Source organism: Pseudomonas sp. S3_C06, from assembly GCF_054667675.1.
Map to the genome: position 1 here is coordinate 558,022 of NZ_CP162747.1, position 20,140 is coordinate 578,161.

The 20,140-nt window shown below is 52.2% G+C and carries 17 protein-coding genes and 2 pseudogenes; 11 read left to right on the plus strand and 8 right to left on the minus strand.

The window, feature by feature from the left end; genetic code table 11:
- Window positions 1-26: 26 nt before the first annotated feature.
- On the minus strand, window positions 27-1,001 hold the full coding sequence (locus tag AB4N44_RS02330) for a hydroxyacid dehydrogenase (protein WP_258638187.1): 975 nt from the start codon (window positions 999-1,001) through the stop codon (window positions 27-29).
- Window positions 1,002-1,011: 10 nt separating this feature from the next.
- Window positions 1,012-2,361: an MFS transporter gene (locus tag AB4N44_RS02335; RefSeq protein WP_460110432.1), complete on the minus strand. Its 1,350-nt coding sequence runs from the start codon at window positions 2,359-2,361 to the stop codon at window positions 1,012-1,014.
- A 170-nt stretch (window positions 2,362-2,531) separates the two neighbouring features.
- Here AB4N44_RS02335 and AB4N44_RS02340 point away from each other — a divergent pair.
- A pseudogene (locus AB4N44_RS02340) lies at window positions 2,532-2,678 on the plus strand (hypothetical protein); the annotation flags it as partial.
- 159 nt (window positions 2,679-2,837) lie between these two features.
- A complete protein-coding gene (locus AB4N44_RS02345; RefSeq protein WP_460111638.1) occupies window positions 2,838-4,076 on the plus strand; it encodes an IclR family transcriptional regulator in 1,239 nt (412 codons plus the stop codon).
- Between the two features lie 173 nt (window positions 4,077-4,249).
- Here the strand turns inward: AB4N44_RS02345 and AB4N44_RS02350 are convergent, their stop codons facing one another.
- Window positions 4,250-5,281, minus strand: coding sequence for a helix-turn-helix domain-containing protein (locus AB4N44_RS02350; protein ID WP_460110431.1), 1,032 nt, complete (start codon window positions 5,279-5,281; stop codon window positions 4,250-4,252).
- A 260-nt stretch (window positions 5,282-5,541) separates the two neighbouring features.
- Here AB4N44_RS02350 and AB4N44_RS02355 point away from each other — a divergent pair, with 260 nt between their 5' ends.
- On the plus strand, window positions 5,542-6,855 hold the full coding sequence (locus tag AB4N44_RS02355; RefSeq protein ID WP_258638183.1) for a methyl-accepting chemotaxis protein: 1,314 nt from the start codon (window positions 5,542-5,544) through the stop codon (window positions 6,853-6,855).
- Window positions 6,856-6,918: 63 nt separating this feature from the next.
- Window positions 6,919-7,176 carry a DUF1652 domain-containing protein gene (locus tag AB4N44_RS02360; protein WP_460110429.1) on the plus strand — a complete coding sequence of 86 codons (258 nt, stop codon included), beginning with the start codon at window positions 6,919-6,921 and terminating at the stop codon, window positions 7,174-7,176.
- A gap of 512 nt (window positions 7,177-7,688) precedes the next feature.
- Here AB4N44_RS02360 and AB4N44_RS02365 read toward each other — a convergent pair.
- The 5 genes and pseudogenes from AB4N44_RS02365 to AB4N44_RS02385 all read right to left on the minus strand — a co-directional run bounded on the left by AB4N44_RS02365 (window position 7,689) and on the right by AB4N44_RS02385 (window position 13,221).
- Complete coding sequence (locus AB4N44_RS02365) at window positions 7,689-7,925, minus strand: carboxymuconolactone decarboxylase family protein (protein WP_460158168.1); 237 nt, start codon at window positions 7,923-7,925, stop codon at window positions 7,689-7,691.
- Between the two features lie 21 nt (window positions 7,926-7,946).
- A pseudogene (locus tag AB4N44_RS02370) lies at window positions 7,947-9,652 on the minus strand (FUSC family protein).
- Window positions 9,649-10,176, minus strand: a complete 528-nt coding sequence (locus AB4N44_RS02375; RefSeq protein ID WP_258638178.1) for an HlyD family efflux transporter periplasmic adaptor subunit — start codon at window positions 10,174-10,176, stop codon at window positions 9,649-9,651. The pseudogene AB4N44_RS02370 and the gene AB4N44_RS02375 overlap by 4 nt, the downstream one beginning before the upstream one ends.
- Window positions 10,177-10,640: 464 nt before the next feature.
- Window positions 10,641-12,722, minus strand: coding sequence for a TonB-dependent receptor (locus tag AB4N44_RS02380; protein ID WP_258638176.1), 2,082 nt, complete (start codon window positions 12,720-12,722; stop codon window positions 10,641-10,643).
- A 109-nt stretch (window positions 12,723-12,831) separates the two neighbouring features.
- Entirely contained in the window at window positions 12,832-13,221 is a 390-nt protein-coding gene (locus AB4N44_RS02385; RefSeq protein ID WP_258638175.1) for a DUF2946 domain-containing protein, read from the minus strand.
- Window positions 13,222-13,397: 176 nt separating this feature from the next.
- Between AB4N44_RS02385 and AB4N44_RS02390 the strand changes: the two genes are divergently transcribed.
- From AB4N44_RS02390 to AB4N44_RS02420, 7 genes are all read left to right on the plus strand, one after another.
- The gene (locus tag AB4N44_RS02390) at window positions 13,398-14,282 is read left to right on the plus strand and encodes a LysR family transcriptional regulator (protein WP_258638174.1); all 885 of its coding nucleotides are present in this window, start codon (window positions 13,398-13,400) and stop codon (window positions 14,280-14,282) included.
- 94 nt (window positions 14,283-14,376) lie between these two features.
- A complete protein-coding gene (locus tag AB4N44_RS02395) occupies window positions 14,377-15,543 on the plus strand; it encodes a pyridoxal phosphate-dependent aminotransferase (RefSeq protein WP_460110425.1) in 1,167 nt (388 codons plus the stop codon).
- Entirely contained in the window at window positions 15,540-16,472 is a 933-nt protein-coding gene (locus AB4N44_RS02400; RefSeq protein WP_460158169.1) for an AEC family transporter, read from the plus strand. Before AB4N44_RS02395 ends, AB4N44_RS02400 begins: the two co-directional genes overlap by 4 nt.
- A gap of 547 nt (window positions 16,473-17,019) precedes the next feature.
- Complete coding sequence (locus tag AB4N44_RS02405; protein WP_068933322.1) at window positions 17,020-17,802, plus strand: transporter substrate-binding domain-containing protein; 783 nt, start codon at window positions 17,020-17,022, stop codon at window positions 17,800-17,802.
- 55 nt (window positions 17,803-17,857) lie between these two features.
- On the plus strand, window positions 17,858-18,586 hold the full coding sequence (locus AB4N44_RS02410) for an ABC transporter permease (protein WP_068933320.1): 729 nt from the start codon (window positions 17,858-17,860) through the stop codon (window positions 18,584-18,586).
- Window positions 18,583-19,293 carry an ABC transporter permease gene (locus AB4N44_RS02415; RefSeq protein WP_460110421.1) on the plus strand — a complete coding sequence of 237 codons (711 nt, stop codon included), beginning with the start codon at window positions 18,583-18,585 and terminating at the stop codon, window positions 19,291-19,293. The genes AB4N44_RS02410 and AB4N44_RS02415 overlap by 4 nt, the downstream gene beginning before the upstream one ends.
- Window positions 19,294-19,309: 16 nt before the next feature.
- Window positions 19,310-20,074: an ABC transporter ATP-binding protein gene (locus tag AB4N44_RS02420; RefSeq protein ID WP_460090903.1), complete on the plus strand. Its 765-nt coding sequence runs from the start codon at window positions 19,310-19,312 to the stop codon at window positions 20,072-20,074.
- The last annotated feature ends 66 nt before the right edge of the window (window positions 20,075-20,140 follow it).

The window sequence follows — 20,140 nt, forward strand, 5'->3', positions numbered from 1 at the left end:
TCGGCGTGATTCCGTTTAAAGCGCTATTAGTTGAACGTCTTGGATGCAGGTTTGTTGACTGGGTGCAGTGGGGCTTCGCCGCGCAAAACTGCGGAGATCGCCTCTACCGCGCTCATACCAACGCGCAGCAACGACTCATTGGTTTGACCGGCAACATGGGGCGTCACGAGCAGGTTAGGTAAGTCGGAAACAGGGAATGTGTTGCAACTGAAAGGTGTGATCATGTCGATGTTTTCTGCAGCCAGCACGTCGACACCTGCACCACCCAGCTTGCCGCTGCGAAGCGCATCAGCAACCGCAGCTTCATCGATCACTCCACCACGGCTGGTGTTAACCAGGATGGCCCCGGTTTTCATTTTCTCGATTTCGGCACCGCCAATGAGGTTCTCAGTGCCTGCCTGCAGTGGAACGTGGAGGCTCACCACGTCTGCTTGAGCCAGCAAGGTATCGAGATCGACCAAGCGTTTATCGAAGCTCGAATCATAAGCAGGGTCAGTCGCCAGAACCTTCATTCCGAAAGCTTCAGCAACAGGCGCAACATGTCGACCAATGTCGCCAAATCCAATCAAGCCCAAAGTGCGACCCTCGAGCTCGATACCTGTAAGGGACAGTCGATCTGCCGCCCAAATATTGTCGCGTGTCTGATCTGTGGCCAGTTGAATCTTGCGACTAATACCCAGCAGCAGAGCAAATACGTGCTCCACAACACTTCTTCTGTTTGCGCCAGGCGTGTTGGTGACCCAGACCCCCAGCTCAGCTGCTGCTTTGTAGTCGACATTGTCATAGCCCGCGCCGTGCCGGGCGACGATCCGAAGCTTCGGGGAGTCGGCAATCATCTCCGCAGAGATGTGGCCACCGCGCAGAAATACGGCATCTACCTGTTGTTGGATGTCGGCATAGGAAACTGCATTCGGGCCGTAGCCGAGTCGAACTTCACCCAGAGGTGAAAGGGCTTCCAGTACGTCTGGATGGATCGGGCTTGTCACATAAATCAAAGGCATGATCATCACCTTAGGAGAATTGATGGGTGTTGGCGTCATCGCCCGCCGCCGGTGCATTTTTACGAACGGTCGAGATAACGATCAGCCCCAAGAGACCTGAAGCGCACAAAATGAATGCGGGCGTGGATTGATTACCGGTTGCGCCAATCAGCCAGGTGGCTAGGAACGGGCCCGAACCCCCGCCAATGACAGCGCCTACGCTGTGGCCAAATGCGACGCCGGTGTGGCGAATATGCATCGGGAAAAATTCCGGCATCACCGAATAGGTACCCGCCTGGCAAAATGCGTACGGGATCATGCCGAGGGCGAGACCTGCCATTGCCAGGTTTACCGAGCCTTGTTGCATCAGCATGAAGGACGGTATCGACAATACGGCGTAGGCCAGGTAGGAGTAACGCAGGATGGACTTACCGCCGCGATAAGAGCCGAGTTGGCCGGCGAGAGGAATCAGGAACGCGGCAAGAATCACGGCAATTAGAACGATGGTGGATGCTTCACCTTTCGAGTACCCCAGGATGGAGCTGAAGTAGGCGGCGATGAATACGGTACCGATGTAGGTACCGATATTCTGAACCATCGCGATCATGATCACTTTGATTAGTGGCTTGCGAAAGTCGCGGATCAGCTCAGCGAAAGGCTGGCCTTTCTTGACTTCAGCATCGTTTTTCTTGGACGCGAACTCAGGGCTGTCTTCAATGCTGAGTCGCATGTAAAGGCCGATGATTCCCAGCGGCAGAGCCAGCAGGAACGGAATACGCCAGCCCCACGAAAGCATCTCCGGATCTGTGAGTGTCGCCGCAGCCAGACCTGCAATTGCAGCTGCCAGGCCTTTACCGAACTGAGCAATCGAGGGCAGGAAGGAAATGTACAAGGCGCGACGTTTGGGCGGAGCCCACTCGCGGATGTAGCTTGCAGCGCCACCGATTTCGCCACCAGCGGAGAAGCCCTGCAACATGCGCAGCACGACCAGAAGACTCGGTGCCCAGACACCAATCTGCGCATAGCCGGGCAACAGGCCAATTAACGTGGCCGCAGCCCCCATCAAGGTGATGCTGGCGATAAGACTGAAGCGTCTGCCTACCTTGTCGCCGAGCCAGCCGAAGGCGATAGCGCCGAGCGGCCTCACCAAGAAAGCAGAGCCGAACACGAGGAAAGTGTTCAGCAGGCCGGTCGTTGCATCATCTGAAGGAAAGAAAACCATGGCGAGGGTTGCAGCGACATACCCGTAGACGCTGAAGTCGTAATACTCGACAAAGGTTCCAAATACAGCGGCCCTCGTGGCCTTCTTGGCTTTCCTCGTCTGCTCCGTCTCTTCAACGGTCTCAACGATAGGCTCGGCCATTACGTTATTGTTGTTCATGGGCACCTCGGGTTGGCGGACGTTCGCCTCCTCAAAAAATGGGACGACGTCCTGCTTTTGTTTTTTCTAGATTCTAGAAGCGGGACACGCTTGTCAACAGGCAGGTGCGATTTGCGGTTGGGCAGCTTTTGCCCCCAGAATGGGGCTCCAAAACCTCGATTTCTCTAAAGATGGCTCAAGCAAAACGCTCTATTACCTCATCTACGCCGGCGCACCCTGCATCGAGCCATACCAGGCTGATAGATGTAGTGGACGCACTTGTCAGGAGAACGGGCGGAGAGCCTTGGGGGGTTCGAGAGCTTGCGGCAGAGCTTTCGGAGAGTCGGAGTACCGTTAATCGGATTTTAGTCTCCTTGGTTGAAGTGGGCCTTGCGAGTGAGCTTGGAGTTGGTAAGTACGGCATAGGGCCTCGGATCGACGTCCTTACCAAGACGCTCAGTGATTCAAGTGTGCTTCTTGGACGGAGCGGAGGATTGTTGAGTGAGCTGGCAGATTCATCACAAGGCACTGCGCTCGTCTCGATCTACTGCCCCTCTAGTAACGGCTATTTCGTAGCTGCATGCCGCGAGGCTAAAGTTACTCTTACGTTCAAGCCAGAATTGGGTGTTGTATTTCCGCTTACATTCGGAGATATCGGTCGGCAGTTTGCTGAATTTATCGAAAGCAACTCTTCAGATTCAAATGTGCTGAGCAATTCACGAGAGTCTGACCATAGTGCGTGTCACCACCTTGGATTGCTATCTGAGGCCGAATTTCCCAGCGCGTTGTCGATTGCTACAAAGAGTCTTGCGAATGGATTAGTCGTGTCCATCTCCGTCCATTCTGTCGGTAGCGCCGGGGCAAAAAAGAATTCGAATATTGATTCAGATGTGCAACGAGTGGCTGAAGAAATACATGCGACTGTAAATTCTCGAATTTTGGGCAGCCTTCAGCGAGCGCCTAGCTTATTGATTGAGGAGACTAAGTCCACCGTTACTCGTCTCGAAAGACTCTTGCTACTGGCATGCGCTTTTCCGGACGGTCTGAAAAAATCTGCGGGATTGCCTGAGCAACTCTTGTGCAATGAGGTTACTGCCAAACGGCTGATACAGTCTGGAGTTCAAGCGGGGATTGTTACATTATCTGACTCCACTTTGTTCCCGGGTTCAAAGCTATATCGATGGGCCTCTAGGATCGGCAGCGACTTCCGCACATTTGCGGATCTCACTCGGTCAATTTTGTCAGATTTAGTCCAAGAAACTGGTGAGACAATCGCGTTCCTCGCCTACGACGACACATCTAAGAAAGCTGAGTTTCTTGATGTAATTCAAGGATGGCGCCCGATTCAATACAAGCTACAGGTAAATGTGGAAGTACCACTTTATGCCGGTGCAGCTGGTAAGGCGGTTTTGGCTTTTTGTGGAGAAGATTTAGCCGATTCGATTGAACTAATAAAAATCACTGAAGCAACTATTACTTCGCGTGAAGTTCTCAAGCAAGAGCTCAAGGTTATTCATGAAAGAGGCTGGGCCACTGGTGAGGGGGAGCGAGTGCTCGGAGCCTTCGGCTTGGCAGTACCATATTTTATCGATGGCAAAATTCGAGGGTCGGTTTCAGCCACTATTCCTCAATATCGCAAAAGTGAGCGTGACCTTCCTATGCTGACCTTATTGATGCGCGAGGCTACTAAAAAGATCGAGAGACTTCTTTCTTTAGGTCTCAACCTTGAGCGTTGATTAGTGCAGTGCTTGCGGGTCATAACTGGTCAAACTTTGGCAAGACCTACCAGGCGCCACGCGCTTTTATCAGCCGCAGTATAGCCCCGGGGCGAGCATCTTGTGCTTGCTGATCCTCCAGCCGTAACCAAAATGGTTCCCAACTTGCTGACTCCTTACGGAGCAATCTTGCTTCACGATTCTTTGCTGTAGACGGGCCGTCCTATGAACGAAGGATGAACGAAATATTTAAGGCTATAGTATTTACAGAAAGACTGGTAATTAGTAAAGCCACAGGCGTAAGCAATTTCTTTTGGTTTGAGCGTATTTTCTTCCATGCTGAGCAAACACCTTGCTTTTTCTAGCCTTTGCTCGCGCAAAAAAACAATAGGGGTCATGTTCTTGAACTGCCTAAAGCCCATTTGTAGAGAGCGAACGCTAAGGCCCGCATGGGCAGCGACTTCGCACACGGTTAAATGAGGATCTACACTGGATGCCATGTATTCCGCGGCCCTGTTGATTGAATGAGGGGTAGGCGTTATGCTCTTTTCGGGGGCGAGAATATTCATTGTATAATTATGGTGAAAGTTCGAAAGACAGAAGCCTATTAAACTCTCTTTTAAACTGTCAGCTACTTTTCTGACAAAAATCGGCGACCTCTCAGCAAAATCCATAATGGTTTCCACAAGCTTTTGAATGGAGTTAATTTGCCAGCGTTCGCAGAGTTTCTTGTCAAAAAATATGCGCGTTCTAGGCGGGTAGCCTAAAATTAAGGTAAGTTGTTTAACTATATCTGCATTGGAAAGATATATCGTTGTATAGCTTATGTCTGCGGCATAATTTGCAAAAAATATTTCTCTCTGATCAGCTACAACAATGGCCCCTCGTTCAGCCCTGTGAGTGCCGTTATAGTTTCGCCATTGCATAAAGCCGGAATGTGGCATTGTAATTAAGAAGCCGTCCATCTCGTTAGATGTCCTATATCCCCATCCAGACGGGCTATAAGAAAGGCTTACGAATGACGTACCCAATACACAAAACCTTTTTTCGTAATCTAGCATTCCGCTCGAGCCTGGAACTATCGACATGAAGTTGTCGTAGCTTTTGAAGTGCTCTGACGCCTCATCTATGTCATAAAAGTGTAGTTTTTGTGCCCCGTAGATATCCATGGTTTCGATCGTGATTGTGGGCGATGTGAGGATTATAGCTGTCGCTTCGTCAAGCATTCAACTACCTATTATTGCGTTTTTATTGACAATCCAAAAAAAACGCAGAGTTAAAGAAAAGCGCATGTTTATTTAGGCACGTTGCTGGTATTCATGAGGCAAGATAATTAATCTACTTGCGCACTGAAGGTAGCAATTCTGTTTTTATCACTTTGGTGTAGTGATGTGCACCCGCAGAGCGCATTTGAGACTAACAAATAATTTTTTAAGCCTGCATGGAATTAACCACCCATCTCGCTACGATCTTTCAAGGTGTGACCATGTTCAACAAAGCCCTTAAATTAAAATTAGCCGATATGGAAGCTCAAAACAGCGAGCTCAACGAGTTATTTGCGGTACTCGATCGATCAGCAGCTATCATCGAATTCAACCTAGCTAAGAAGGTGGTGCGCGCAAATAATAATATTTCGCGATTGCTAGGGTATAGTGTTAATGAAGTTCTTAATAAAACGCATAAAGACTTTTGTTCAGAAAGCTTTACTCAAAGTGCGGAGTATTCTTCCTTTTGGCAAAAGCTATCATTAGGAGAATCTATTTCTGGAACGTTTCCGAGAATCGCAAAAGGCGGCGAGGTGATATGGCTTGAAGCCACCTATAGCCCACTGATAAGTGCATCTGGTAAAGTGGAAAAAATAATTAAGTTTGCTTTTGATGTAACGGATAAAGTCACTCGGGATGCAGAGTTGCGAGCAAAGCTGCACGCTATCGATAGGGCAATGGCAATTATTGAATTCGATGTGCTAGGAAATATAATATGTGCGAATCAAAATTTTCTAGATGTTCTGGGCTATCAGTTTTCTGCTTTGTACGGAAAGCATCATAGTTTGCTTTGTGAGCCAGAGTTGGTAAGCAGTCAAGGATACAATGATTTTTGGCGACGCCTGAACGCAGGCGAATTTTTTAGTGGTCAGTTCAAAAGAATAAGCAAGGACGGAAAAACGGTATGGTTAGAAGCAAGTTATAATCCTGTTTACGATAATGGAGGGCAATTAATAAAAATCATAAAGTTTGCAAGCGACATCACCGCTCGTATTGAGAAAATTGACAAAGATGCTCAAGGCGCATTACGTGCATATCACATCTCAGCTGAAACTGAACGAGTAGCCCAGCAAGGTGCGCAAGTGATTCATGAGACAGCAACAGAGATGCGCTCAATAGCGGAGAGCATTGGAGAGTCTGCCCGATTAATTGGACAGTTAGGAGACAGATCCGAGCAAATAACGGCGATCGTAAATACTATTCGTGGCATTGCTGAACAGACCAATTTACTTGCGCTGAATGCTGCAATCGAGGCAGCACGCGCGGGCGATCAAGGCCGAGGTTTTGCGGTAGTAGCGGATGAGGTTAGACAGCTTGCGGGACGAACGAGTCGCTCAACAGCAGAAATTGCGGAAATGATTGGAAAAATCCTAACAGAGACGCGCGATGCGGTTGCGAGTATGGGAAAGACGCGCGACGGCGCACAGCGCGGTGTGATGCTGGCTGATCAAGCGGGAGAGGTTATATCCCAAATCCAAACGGGAACAAGCGATGCGGTTGAGGCGGTGAGCATGTTTGCTTCTAAATGTGACTGAAAGCAATCTATTCATAGGTTGAGTTTAGTAGACCCTCTGATAGGGCGTCTCCGGGTGTCAAAAATGCTAGCAGGAATTTCTGCGCTTCAGTTGCGAAAGGCTCTTGAGTTGGCTTTTCGACCACTTTCGTGCGATTGTACATTGAGCGCAGATGGCACCCTTACTGTCAAACTTTACGAACCTTGTTCTGGCCGTGTGGATCTTCTTGTTACCGCTGTCCGTGGTGATATCCTTGCGTCCAGTTCCGCACTTTCGACGCTGATCGAAGAGCTGAGCTTTGAGATCGCCACTTGCCGACGTTCGTTTCTCTCAAATCGGTAGGAGATAAGTCTTTTTCCATACCCCAACATTTTTTCCGCTCGTGTGCCTTCATTCTGCTCACGGTAAAATATTCATGCCGACTCTTACCCGGAGCAACCGAAATTGTTTGCTAAAAGGCGATAAAGTCGGGTGGGAGACATCCCGTGCTATACTTATGCATGCCCACCGTGTGTTTGGCACCCATTACTTTCGGGGGAAGGGATTAGATGAGAGTGACCTCTTTTGGTAAACTCTAACTTGCATTAATGGACTGGTTGAATGCCTCACATATGTTCTTCCAGACTCGAAGGGTCGGGCACGCCAAGCAAGTCCACATCACGTTTTATTTCTGTGCAAAGATCGGATTGCCGCGATGCGCAGCTTCGATCCGATAGCGTTTTTTTGAAACGTACCCAGACGAATACTGCTTTAGCGTCGTGACTCATCACTTTGATGGGCAGCTTTCATCGCTTGCCATCCATGGGTAATCCCACCACCCGCTCGAAGCGCTGTCGCTACCATGATCGCCTCGGCTACATCTTGCTTCGACCCCCCGCGCTGATGGCTCGCTTCGCATGGTCGGTAATGCAATAAGAACACTGTGTAGTCACTGCTACGCCAACAGCGATTAATTCCCGCGTGGCTAAATTCAGGCTACCGACATCCTTGTTGAATACAGCTTTGTCAAAGTTGAAAAATGCCGCGACCATTTCGGGGGCAGCCTCTTGGAGATCTCGCATGAAGTTAGCATCAGCCTGATGGTTGTGCATTTTTGTATACCTTTAAATTCATTATTGGAGCGTGGAATTTGATCCTTGGTGCTGCTTGATTGAGTTCACGCTCATGCGGTGGCCAGACTCAAATACTTTAAGCCCACGCTGTGTCAGCTTCCTACCGACCTGCGATGGCGGCTCGTATGCAGCGAGAAAGGCGAGACGCTCAGCCGCACGTTGTGTAAGCCAGTTGGCTGACAATCGCTTTTTCCGCATTTTTTCCAAGTCGGAATTGAGTGTTCTGATAATCCGTTGCTGCTGCCATATGGCTTTGGGCGGCCCTAGCAGATCAAAAGCTGCGTAAAGCATTCCTAGGCCCGCTGCGATCCCCAGTCCAGTGAACAGGCATTGATGGATTGCAAAGGTCATGTAGTTGCTTGGCTGAACAAGCACCGCCAGGGTCAGACAGAAACCTAGACCGTAAGGGGTGAGTAACGGTGAAGTCATGCTCATCAGCCCCAGAAAAAGAGGCGCAGAAAGCACCAGGATCAACGTCTCGAAATCGCCCGAACCCTGCGCTAGCGAACTGAGTACGAGCAGGGTGGCGACAGGGATGGCGATCAAGGCTCCACCGAGTAACTTTGCGGTGGACAGGCGTGGAGCCGGGTGTGAGGACAATATCTGGGAGAGGAGAACAGGTAGTGCGATCATCATGATGAGTGCGGCTCGTTCGCCTGACAGAATCCATACCCCGATAGCGCTCAGGAAAACAAGTGAGCTTCGCAGCGCCGTTCTTAGTCCGACGAGCCAGTCACGATGTCGATTGAAACGTGGAAAGCGTTGCGTTTCGCGCGAGCCTTCAGCCGCTGAATCGCAGGTTCCATGAATAGCTGAGAGTGCCTCGGATACTTTGTCCAAGCACACTGCCTCAAGCGAGCTGCAGCCATGAGCGTCTTGATCGACGAAGCGAGCTAACATACACGCCAACCGCTTAGGGTTATCACTCAATATGTGCTCGATGGTTTGCCCCCATGCAACGATGGTCAAGGCGTTGCTAGCGGTGAGTAGGGCTGCATCGACATTGCTTGCCAGCTCATAGCGTCCCGCATTGGCGTCATCGTTATGGATGTGGACAAGGCGATGATGCCTATGCGCTGTTGATGGACAGCTGTTGGATTTGATTGCGCCTGAAGAATCGCCGAGACATGGGTGAGGCTCAAATCCCGTAGGCGATTCATACCCGCCTCCAGCACCTTCTTCACCTTGAAGGGATAAAGCAGGACGCTGGCCAGGATGGCACTGGTGGCTCCGACCAGAACTTCGCTCAACCGAGCGCGAACCACTATAAAGATCGATCCGCTGCTGGTGTTTGCAGGATCGGCCATGGCGAAAAGTACAATCAGAATCGCTGTGACACTCACTAATGACATTGCGAATATAAAATTGACATGCCGCATGGTTGAGGCGATTGCCGACGTGACGGCAACGCACAGCGCGAGTGCTCCAATAGCTAAGACAGGGTATGGCGTCAAATTGTCCAGGATCAGTACCGCTATAACGGCGCCGACCGTTGATCCAAGAACAAGGCATGCCGCTTTTTCGATGACCAATCCGGCCTCGGGGCGAGCCTGGAGCATCATCGACGCCACCATCGCCCAGAATGGCTTGTCCAGATCCAGGCTCATTGAAATCGCTAGAGCGAGCGCAACGGCAGAAAGCCCCTTGCAAGCGAACACTATGCTGCGAAGGTCAGGTGCCAGGTAGTGCATCAGGGCGGCTCTCATTGGCTGCCCACCTCAGCGGCTTGTTCGTGGACTCTCACGGATGCGCTCATGCCAGCAATCAAGCGAGTGCCTGCAGAGCTCTCATCCAGCTTTATGTCGACCGGTATGCGTTGCGCCAATCGCACCCAGTTGAACGCCTGTTGCACTTGAGGCAGCAGCATTGGATCTGCTTGCGTGTTGGTGTTGGCGACACCTTTGGCGATGCTCAGGACACGGCCAGTGATGGACGGCCCTCCGGTCATGAGTGAGACATCGGCCAAATCCCCCTCACGGATGTCGAGGAGCTTGGTTTCTTCGAAGTAAGCAGTCACGTAGAACGAATCATTTTTGACGAGTGAGAAGGCGGGAGAACCTTGGGCTATGTAGTTGCCTTCCTGCAGTCTGACGTTAGTGATCGTACCGTCAGCTGGCGCTGTAATGGTTGTTCGGGCCAAGTTGATCCTGGCAGTTTCCCACTGCGCCTTGTTGACCTCATATTGGGATTTGGCCAGCAAGACTTGGGCATGTGCGTTATCCAGATCCATGTATTGGCAATTCGCACGGCCTAATTATTTTTTCGACTTGGAGATTGGTTTTATGTCGGGGTTTATGAAGAGCGCTTTGGGGTTCGAAGTGAACATGGATGATGAATTTGCAGATAAGGATTGTAATATTCTTGGGCTGTTGGAGAGTGGTTCTTCAGGTGTTGCAGGATGTGAATTGAGGAAGGTCGCGGAATTGAATAGTTGGATAATCGAATTTATTTGGCGCGACGAACAATCTATGCATGCTCATTTTCGATCATGTCAACTGCAAGAACTGATTAAGCTGTTGGCTTCTAGATCGCGTAAGATTGTATTCGAATGCGACAGTGAGTGAGCCTAATACATATAGATTTCTCAGGCGATTAGTTGCCAACCAGCTATATCTTAGTTAATCGGATTGCGGTGAGGAAGGCGCGCATTCCTTGGAGCTGATGAGGCATAATAGGCCTCAACAGAATTACTCCTCAAAACTCCAAAGTCACTCCGGTGTAAAGCGCACGGCCATCACCCGGGGAATGTAGGGATGCCTGGGCACCGTCCGGGTCATACCAAACGTATTCATAATAGCGGTTGGTGAGGTTTTTCAACTGTAGATCGACGCTCACTGACTCGGTCACTTTGTAGGTCGCGCCGAGGTTCATCAGAGCGTATCCGCCATAAGTCCCTTTGGTGTTTTCTCGCTCCAGGTAGTAGTTAGTCTGGCCATTCATCCAGGCCGTCAGCAGTAGCGCAGGTGTCGCTTCATAGCTGATCCCGGCGTTGTAAAGGTGATGGGGGATATGGTCGATTTCCTGACCTTTGCTGTTGGGCAAAGTGGCGCTTGGCTGGAGTATTTTCGAATACTGCCAAGAGTAGGCCATCCATATTTCCGTGCGTTTGTTTGGGTGTAGGTTCATCTGCAAGTCATAACCCCACCGTCGCGTTTCACCGACGTTGTCCGACTCGCCGCTCGGGTCGTTGAGGCGGCGACTGACTTCACCCGAGGCTTCTTGCTGCCAGTATGCGACGCGACCATCAATCCAGTCCGCCGGGGTGAACTTGATGCCTGTTTCCCAGCCTTCATTGATTGAAGGTGCCAGATCGGTATCTCTTGGCGGGATTTTGTAGGCTGCCGCGCCGGTGCCAACTTGGAAGGTACGGCCCCAGTTGGCATAGAAACTGGCTACGTCCCAGGGCGAATAGACCACGCTAAGCTTAGGTTGTTTGATCAGGCCATAATCGTTGATATCGTAATCCAGGCCGGTCATTTCGTTGGTGAAATCCCCCTGGATTTTATCGACCCGATACGCCGGTACGATCTTCAGCGACTCGAAAGGTTTGATCTCAGCCTGGACGTAGGCGCCGTAGGTGTCGAAGTCGAACTGCTGATCTCGGGTAGTTGCCAGACGAGCACGGTCTTTGGTGCGATAGCGCTCACTCTTGTTTTGCTGCTGCTGTACGTCTGCACCACCTTCCAAGGCGAAGTCATACAGCCAGCTGACCTCCGGTCGCCATGTCAGAGATGTGAGAGCGCCATATTGAGTTTCATAGGCATCACGCTCCTGTTGGGAGCTAGTGCGCCAATATTGCGTCCAGCGTCGATCATCGAAGGTGTTGACGTAGGTCTTCGCCGACCATGCGAGGTTCTCAGCCAAGTCTGTATCGAAATGCAGGCTGACCTGATTCATACGCCGAGTGCCCTTGTCGGTGGCGTTGAAACTGTTGGTCATGGTCGGATGATGGCGGGCATCATCTTCGGTCAAATAGCCAGGCTCCTGAGCCTCTGCTTCGTAGTGACGGGCGATCAAACCGATTCGGTAGCTGTCGTCATCCGGTGTATAAAACCACTTACCCGACATAGAAAACCGGTCTGCTTGGGAATGATCCCTGTAGCCATCGGATTTTTGATAGGCAAAGAAGTAGTTCTGAGTCCAGTTGCTGCTTTCGATGCCCTTGGCGAGCTGGGTTTCCTGAGTGTTGAAACTGCCGTAACGAATCCGCGCCTTGGCGTAGTCACCACCGGTGCGGGTCAGCATGTTGACGTTACCCGCGATGTTGTTCAAACCATAACGCGCATCACTGGTGCCTCGGACAACCTCGATGCTGTCCAGCTCCATGGGGAAAATCATGTCCATGAACGGCATATTGCCGTCGTTGCTGTTGCTCGGAATGCCATCGATCAAAAGCTTTACGGCATTCACTTCGCCTTCACCGTTAAAGCCACGGAAGGAAATTTTCCCTGAGGTCGTGCCTTGGTTGAACTCGGTGAGCATGACACCCGGTGCGCGAGTGAACAGTTCCCAGCTGTAATTTACTGGCATTTTTTCGAGGATGTCTCCTCCGAGAATATCCACCGAGCTGAGAACGTTTCTGGTACTCAAAGGGCCGCTTGCCGAGCCCTGAATGCTGACCGCACCCAGGGTCAGGGTGGAATTTTCGATTCTGCTGGCTTCAGCTAATGCCACTGGCAGTGGGCTCAATGCGAGCACCCCTATTGAAAGCAGGGGCCAGAGGGGGCGGAATACAGACAATGCCTTTGCATGGCACAAAGTGGTTGAAGCAGGCATAGCACGCACTTCCTGATGATCAAGAAACTTTAAGGGCGTTCAGCGTCCATCGCAGGCCGCTGAAATGATTTAAAGAGAGCAGCACCGCACGAGGTCAGCGGTGTTGTGATCAGGCGAAAGGGGATGCCCGTGGACTTAGGCTTGGCCAACGAATTCTCGGATGTAGCGTGGGCAACTCAGGATTTTCGAGGACGGTATTGGAGGGGTACGGCGGTAGGTAGTGCCGGTAGTAGTTGGACGGTAACGCTGCAAGTCCCGCATGACCACAACAGCAGTCGCCGTGCTGCATGACAGGTTTCGATTGCGGCAGCTGCAGGGCATCAATTACTTTGCCGAGGTCTGCAGGAAGGGCGCTCAAGTTCCCACCTGAACAAAAACCACCCCAAAGCATCAGGCGCACGTCTGGCGCCTGCATCGCACGACTCATCGGCATGGCGAACAGATTGAGCAGAACAGCCAGACAGGCAATCCAGGGACGGATACGTTTCAACGGGCTCATAAATGAAATCGCCGCGAAGGGGCAGCTATTTAGCCCGCTTTAAAGAGTGAAGTAAATTTTTCCTGGGTGCGCTATTTCGCCACAGGTCATATTGGATCGTAGGGAAGATGTCTGCGTCCAAACAAGACGCCTGCACCAGCTGGTAAGCTCGCTCATCAACTTGTTGGATGATGGCTATGTCTCTACGCGCACTTCGAACACTGCTTGCTATTGCCCAACACGGTTCTTTCGTCAGAGCAGCGGACGCCGTTCATCTCACCCAGTCAGCGGTCAGCCTTCATGTTCGGTCGTTGGAGGAGGATTTCAACGCGCTCCTGTTTGACCGTTCACGACGGTTGCCGGTACTGACGGATGCGGGCCATATCGCCGTGGAGCGCGCGAGAGAAATTCTAGCTTTGTACGACGGCATCTCCTCTGAGCTTGGCGGCGACAGCGAGTTACGGGGCAGGCTTAGAATCGGCGCCATCCAAACAGCACTGGCAAGCGTTTTGCCCCTCGCACTGTCTGCATTGCGCGCCCAGCATCCGCACCTGCGCATCACTGTTGCGTCGGGCATGTCTGCTGAGTTGGCCACGCGCGTAGAAGCGGGCGAACTAGATGTTGCGATCACCACAGAGCCGGTGAAACCACACCCTTATGGCCTGGTGAGCACGGTGCTTTACGAGGAAGGTTTCTGGATCATCGCGCCTGTGTCACTCGCGCATGAGGACTTGCAGCTTCTTCTCAAAAATCAGCCGTTTATTCGCTTTGATCGTCGTGCCTGGGCGGGTCGAACCATTGAGCGGGAGCTTCGCACTATGCGGATGCGGGTGCAGACCAGCATGGAGCTTGATAGTCAAGATGCGATTATCCAGATGGTTTCAAGCGGACTTGGAGTATCCATCATTCCTCTCGCCCAGCAACAAGTCGAAAGCCTGACCACACTCGCCTTTGAGCCGTTCGGCACGCCTCAAAAAACCAGGCGCGTTGTATTACTGGAGCGCGAAGACCGTCCGCTTAGGCGATTGGCTTCAGCCCTGGCGAACGCCGTGAAAGCTTATTCTCCGCACACCGACCCATGAGTGATACTTGTTGTTTGCTGAATTTTAAATCGTTTTTATTTTAGAGTCCGACTTCTTATCGTGGTGCCCATCCAGACGCATTCTTGAGGGCTACATGAGCACTCCACCTACCGCAGACAATATCCTGCAGTCTCCTATCCTGATCATGGCAAAGCGAGCGGCGTTGATGCGAGCGCAGGGCAGGGATGTCATCGACCTGACATTGGGCGAGCCAGACTTCAACGCGCCGCCACACGTTCTTGAAGCTGCGCACGCTGCGCTCAGCGGGCGCCTGACTTACTCACCGTCTAACGGTATTGAACCACTTCGTCGCGCGATCCGAATGCGCATGAAAGAAATTCGAAACCTCGATTACGCCGATGATCAAGTGGCCGTCGGCTGTGGCGCCAAACAAATCATCTACAACGCTTTTCAAGCGACCCTCAAAAGTGGCGACGAGGTGATCGTGCCCGCGCCCTATTGGGCGAGTTATCCCGCCATGATCAAGATGTGCGGCGCGCGACCGTTGATTGTTTCGACTACAAGAGAACAAGGTTTTCGCCTCACTGCAGAGCATTTGGAGGCAGCGCTTAGCCTGGCAACGTCGCCCAAGTGGATCGTCTTGAATGCGCCGGGCAACCCGTCAGGAGCGCTTTACTCACGTGAGCAACTGTTGGCCATCGCCCAAGTGCTGCGTCGATACCCACGGGTGATGGTGCTATCAGATGACATTTATTCAGAAATTCGTTACACGGATGATCCCTACCAAACGTTGGCGACGGTGGCGCCTGATTTGAGAGACCGTATCCTGATCGTGGATGGCGTATCTAAAGTTTACGCAATGACCGGCTGGCGAGTGGGGTGGGGGTGTGGGCCAACGCAATTGATCACGACGATCAGCTCGGTTCAATCACAGAACTGTACTCAGACCAGCACCCTGAGCCAGTTGGCGGCGGTTTCCGCATTGACTGGGCCTCAAGCGTTGGTGGGCGAGCGAAATGCAATTTATCGACAGCGACGTGATGCCGCGCTCCAAATCCTGCGGGCCTGCGAAGCTATTGATGTCGCATGTCCAGAAGGCGCGTTTTACCTTATTCCTAGGATCAAAACTATCAACGATGATCAGGCCTTCGCGCTCGAGCTACTTGAGGCGGGCATAGCAACTGTTCCAGGTAGCGCTTTTGGGATGCCAGGACATCTCAGGCTTTCCTTTGCTACCGATGAGTCCATCCTGACTGCGGGCTGTGAACGTTTGGTGCAAAAAATCAAGGCGGGCGCATGACCCTTTCTTTGTTGATTGCCTTGTTACCCATCGCTTTTTTGATCGCGCTGGGCGCATGCCTCAAGCATCGTCAATTTCTAGCGGATACCTTCTGGGCGCAGGCAGAGCGCTTGGCATATTACGTATTGCTTCCTTGTCTTTTCTTTCACGGACTGGCGACCGCCAAGCTTGATGGAGTGCCCATTCAAAGCATGGTCTCGGTGCTTTTATTGTCGACTGTCGTCGTGTCGCTAATGCTATTGGGAGCAAGAGTGCTGATCACTCGGGACAATGCGGCATTCACGTCAGTTTTTCAGGGTGGCATACGCTTCAACAATTACGTTGGCGTTTCTGCAGCGGCGGGTTTGTTTGGTGTGCAAGGCGTAGCGCTGGCAGCCGTCGCGAACGCTGCGATAGTGCCTACAGTTAACATCCTGTGCGTACTTGTTTTCGCAAGGTTCGGATCTAGCGGCAGAATGACATTTAGCAAAGTGCTCAAGCAGTTGGCACTGAACCCGCTTGTACTCGCTTGCTTCGCCGGCGGGTTGATCCAGGTCTTTGGCTGGGGGTTACCAGTTGGTATCGAGCCGATGCTCAAAGCCTTGGGTCAAGCGTCACTGCCGCTCGGTTTAATCTGCGTGGGTGCCGCGCTTGAGTTCGGGAGCATTAAGCAATGGCTACGCCCGGTCGGCTATTCGTCTCTGGTGAAGTTCTTAGTCATGCCGCTCGTCACGCTTGGAGCTTGCCATCTGTTCAGGCTTGAAGGGAAAGCTGCCATTGCAGCACTCCTGTTCCAGGCGCTGCCGACCGCTTCATCCTCCTACATCATGGCTCGTCAGTTGGGCGGAGATGCGCCACTAATGGCTGGGATCATCGCTTGCCAAACCCTTCTCGCAGGCGTCGCTCTTCCCATTGTCATAGTGGTAATGACCCAATGGATTGCCTTTTAGGCATTTACGAAAAGCGTTCAACGATGCCGTCCTGATGCGGGATGTTTCGCGCACCACTTTTGAGCCGTATCCGTTTTTTTCTTCTATTACGCCGGGATTGTGGCAGTAGTACGAATTCAGATTCTATCTCGAGATTGGAGTCATCCGGGTCGCCGAGGAGGCTTCAGGATCATGTCCGCGTTAGGTCGATGCTGATCCGCCTCCTACATCCGACCGCCTACACCATCTCCCGAACCAGCCACATGGCGCATATCGAGATTAAAGAGGTTGACTGTCCTCCTTAGGTCTTGAGAAAAAAACACCGAGACCCCTATTTACAGGCAATTTTAGCGTCGTCTAAATTCCCAGAAAGGAATCGATCAGATCAAAGGACGATTGATTGGCTATGCCTGTCTGTACAAGTATGTATTTGCGCGCTAGAGTCGACCATGTGTCTCGACACGTTTGTCCGTAGCCTGGAGGCTGTGTGTTCTGCGTAACGCCACACGCGCTCCATAACTGTACTCGTGCGCCCAAGCGCTTCTGTTGGTTATTAGGAATAAAAACAATGAAAAAATCTATTTTGACCTTATCAGTATTGGCTCTGTGCGCGGCGGCTGGTACTGCCGTGGCCAAGGAGTACAAAGAGTTGCGCTTTGGAGTCGACCCATCCTATGCACCCTTCGAATCCAAGGCAGCCGACGGCAGCCTTGTGGGCTTTGATATTGATCTGGGTAACGCGATTTGCGCTGAACTGAAGGTCAAGTGCAAATGGGTAGAAAGTGATTTCGACGGGATGATTCCCGGCCTCAGGGCCAATAAATTCGACGGCGTGATTTCTGCCATGACCGTGACTTCTTCGCGGGAAAAAGTCATTGATTTCTCCAACGAATTGTTCTCGGTGCCAACATCCTTTGTCTTTAAGAAAGGCTCGGCATTGAGCGAAGACATCACGACGCTGGCTGGCAAAACCGTTGGCTATGAACAAGGCACCACCGAGGAGGCCTACGCCAAGGCCGTGCTGAACAAGGCCGGGGTAAAAACCCAGGCCTACGCCAACCAGGATCAGGTTTATGCTGACCTGGTCACGGGTCGCCTCGATGCCTCGATTCAGAACATGCTGCAAGCTGAAATGGGTTTCCTGAAGTCCCCGCAAGGCGCTGACTTTGAAGTGAGCAAGCCAGTCCATCACGAACTGCTGCCAGCAAAAACGGCGATCGGTCTGCTCAAAGGCAATACCGAGCTTAAAGCCTTAGTGAACAAAGGCATACAGGCGCTCCACGACGACGGCACCTACGTGGCCATCCAAAAGAAACACTTCGGTGATCAGAATATTTACAGCGGCAAATAACGACGCTGCGCCCATTCACGGATGGGCGTTTTCCTGATTGACGAAGGACTTCCCCATGTTAGAAAACCTATTGCAGATGCTGGGGCTGTCGGGCTTCAGCCTCAAGGGCTTTGGCCCACTGTTGCTGCAAGGCACCTGGATGACGGTCAAGTTATCCTTCCTTTGCTTGCTGCTAAGCGTGGTTTTGGGCCTGATAGGTGCCAGTGCCAAGCTTTCAACGTCGGCGCTGTTTCGCGTCCCTGCACAGGCCTACACCACGCTGATTCGTGGAGTGCCGGATCTGGTTCTGATGCTGCTGATCTTCTACAGCTTACAGACCTGGCTCACCCAGCTGACCTCAGCCTTAGGGTGGGATTACATCGAGATCAATCCATTCAGTGCCGGCGTGATCACCCTGGGCTTTATCTATGGTGCGTATTTCACTGAGACTTTCCGAGGCGCCATCCTTGCCGTGCCGCGTGGCCAGATGGAAGCGGCCACTGCTTACGGCCTTACCCGCGCGCAGCGTTTCCGCTTCGTACTGTTCCCGCAGATGATGCGTTTTGCCTTACCGGGTATCGGCAATAACTGGATGGTCATCCTCAAAGCCACCGCGTTGGTCTCGATTATTGGGCTGGCTGACCTGGTGAAAGTGGCTCAGGACGCCGGCAAGACCACCTATCAGCTGTTCTTTTTCCTGGTGCTGGCGGCCTTGATCTATCTGGTCATCACCACTGCATCGAACTACGTCTTGCGCCGGCTGGAAATCCTCTATGCCGCAGGCACCCGGGAGGCCGTGCGATGATCGAACTTCTGCAGGAATACTGGAAGCCTTTTCTCTACAGCGATGGCTATTACATCACCGGGTTGGCGATGACCCTGTGGCTGCTAAGTGCTTCGCTTTTCCTGGGCTTTTTGATGGCACTCCCGCTGTCGATTGCCAGGGTCTCAAGCAACGTATGGGTGCGCTGGCCGGTACAGTTCTACACTTATCTGTTTCGCGGTACGCCACTGTATATACAGCTACTGATCTGCTACACCGGTATCTACAGCCTTGCAGCGGTGCGCGCGCAACCCATGCTCGACGCATTCTTCCGCGATGCAATCAACTGCACCATTCTTGCCTTCGCTTTGAGCACTTGCGCCTACACCACGGAAATTTTCGCCGGAGCGATCCGTAACATGAATCACGGCGAGGTCGAAGCGGCCAAGGCATTCGGACTGCGCGGTTGGAAGTTGTATGCCTACATCATCATGCCGTCTGCGCTACGCCGATCGCTGCCGAACTACAGCAACGAAGTAATACTGATGCTGCACTCGACCACGGTCGCGTTCACCGCGACTGTGCCAGACATTCTCAAGGTTGCCCGGGATGCCAATTCAGCAACGTTCCTGACATTCCAATCGTTCGGTATCGCCGCCGCGATTTACCTCGCAGTCACTTTCTCTCTGGTTGGCCTGTTCCGTCTGGCTGAACGCCGTTGGCTGTCTTTCCTCGGCCCGGCTCATTAATTCAGGATGTTAGAGCATGTACAAATTGACCGTTGAAAACCTGCATAAAAGCTATGGCAATCACGAAGTACTTAAGGGTGTTTCGCTTAATGCCAAGACAGGCGATGTGATCAGCCTGATCGGCGCCAGTGGGTCGGGCAAGAGCACCTTCTTGCGTTGTATCAACTTTTTGGAAACTCCCAACGACGGCGCCATGGGCCTGGATAACCAGCTGATCCGGATGAGGCATGACCGCCACGGCATGCATGTGGCCGACGCAGATGAACTTCAGCGTCTGCGCACAAGGCTTGCGATGGTGTTTCAGCATTTCAACCTGTGGAGCCACATGACAGTGCTCGACAACATTACGATGGCCCCTCGCCGGGTACTGGGTGTTAGTAAAAAGGATGCGGAGGAGCGAGCCCGACGTTATCTGGACAAGGTAGGTTTGCCGCCGCGTGTCGCCGATCAATACCCGGCCTTTCTCTCCGGAGGGCAGCAACAGCGCGTTGCTATTGCCCGAGCCCTGGCCATGGAGCCGGAGATTATGTTGTTTGACGAGCCGACTTCGGCGCTGGATCCGGAGTTGGTGGGCGAGGTGCTTAAGGTTATCCAAGGTCTGGCCGAAGAAGGCCGAACCATGATTATGGTGACCCATGAGATGAGCTTCGCGCGCAAGGTGTCGAGCCAGGTCTTGTTCCTCCATCAAGGGCTCGTGGAAGAGCAGGGTTTCCCTGAAGATGTCCTGGGCAATCCCAAAAGCGAGCGCCTTCAGCAGTTCCTCAGTGGCAATCTGAAGTAACCGAAATGCTTTCGAGCGACTGCTCGGTCGCTCGGATGCTCCTTCGCGCGCTCTCTACCCGCTCGG

Coding starts and splice junctions, on each gene's coding strand:
- AB4N44_RS02330 (WP_258638187.1), bottom strand. CDS start 1,001: ATGCCTTTGATTTATGTGACAAGCCCGATCCATCCAGACGTACTGGAA.
- AB4N44_RS02335 (WP_460110432.1), bottom strand. CDS start 2,361: ATGAACAACAATAACGTAATGGCCGAGCCTATCGTTGAGACCGTTGAA.
- AB4N44_RS02350 (WP_460110431.1), bottom strand. CDS start 5,281: ATGCTTGACGAAGCGACAGCTATAATCCTCACATCGCCCACAATCACG.
- AB4N44_RS02355 (WP_258638183.1), top strand. CDS start 5,542: ATGTTCAACAAAGCCCTTAAATTAAAATTAGCCGATATGGAAGCTCAA.
- AB4N44_RS02360 (WP_460110429.1), top strand. CDS start 6,919: ATGCTAGCAGGAATTTCTGCGCTTCAGTTGCGAAAGGCTCTTGAGTTG.
- AB4N44_RS02365 (WP_460158168.1), bottom strand. CDS start 7,925: ATGCACAACCATCAGGCTGATGCTAACTTCATGCGAGATCTCCAAGAG.
- AB4N44_RS02375 (WP_258638178.1), bottom strand. CDS start 10,176: ATGGATCTGGATAACGCACATGCCCAAGTCTTGCTGGCCAAATCCCAA.
- AB4N44_RS02380 (WP_258638176.1), bottom strand. CDS start 12,722: ATGCCTGCTTCAACCACTTTGTGCCATGCAAAGGCATTGTCTGTATTC.
- AB4N44_RS02385 (WP_258638175.1), bottom strand. CDS start 13,221: ATGAGCCCGTTGAAACGTATCCGTCCCTGGATTGCCTGTCTGGCTGTT.
- AB4N44_RS02390 (WP_258638174.1), top strand. CDS start 13,398: ATGTCTCTACGCGCACTTCGAACACTGCTTGCTATTGCCCAACACGGT.
- AB4N44_RS02395 (WP_460110425.1), top strand. CDS start 14,377: ATGAGCACTCCACCTACCGCAGACAATATCCTGCAGTCTCCTATCCTG.
- AB4N44_RS02400 (WP_460158169.1), top strand. CDS start 15,540: ATGACCCTTTCTTTGTTGATTGCCTTGTTACCCATCGCTTTTTTGATC.
- AB4N44_RS02405 (WP_068933322.1), top strand. CDS start 17,020: ATGAAAAAATCTATTTTGACCTTATCAGTATTGGCTCTGTGCGCGGCG.
- AB4N44_RS02410 (WP_068933320.1), top strand. CDS start 17,858: ATGTTAGAAAACCTATTGCAGATGCTGGGGCTGTCGGGCTTCAGCCTC.
- AB4N44_RS02415 (WP_460110421.1), top strand. CDS start 18,583: ATGATCGAACTTCTGCAGGAATACTGGAAGCCTTTTCTCTACAGCGAT.
- AB4N44_RS02420 (WP_460090903.1), top strand. CDS start 19,310: ATGTACAAATTGACCGTTGAAAACCTGCATAAAAGCTATGGCAATCAC.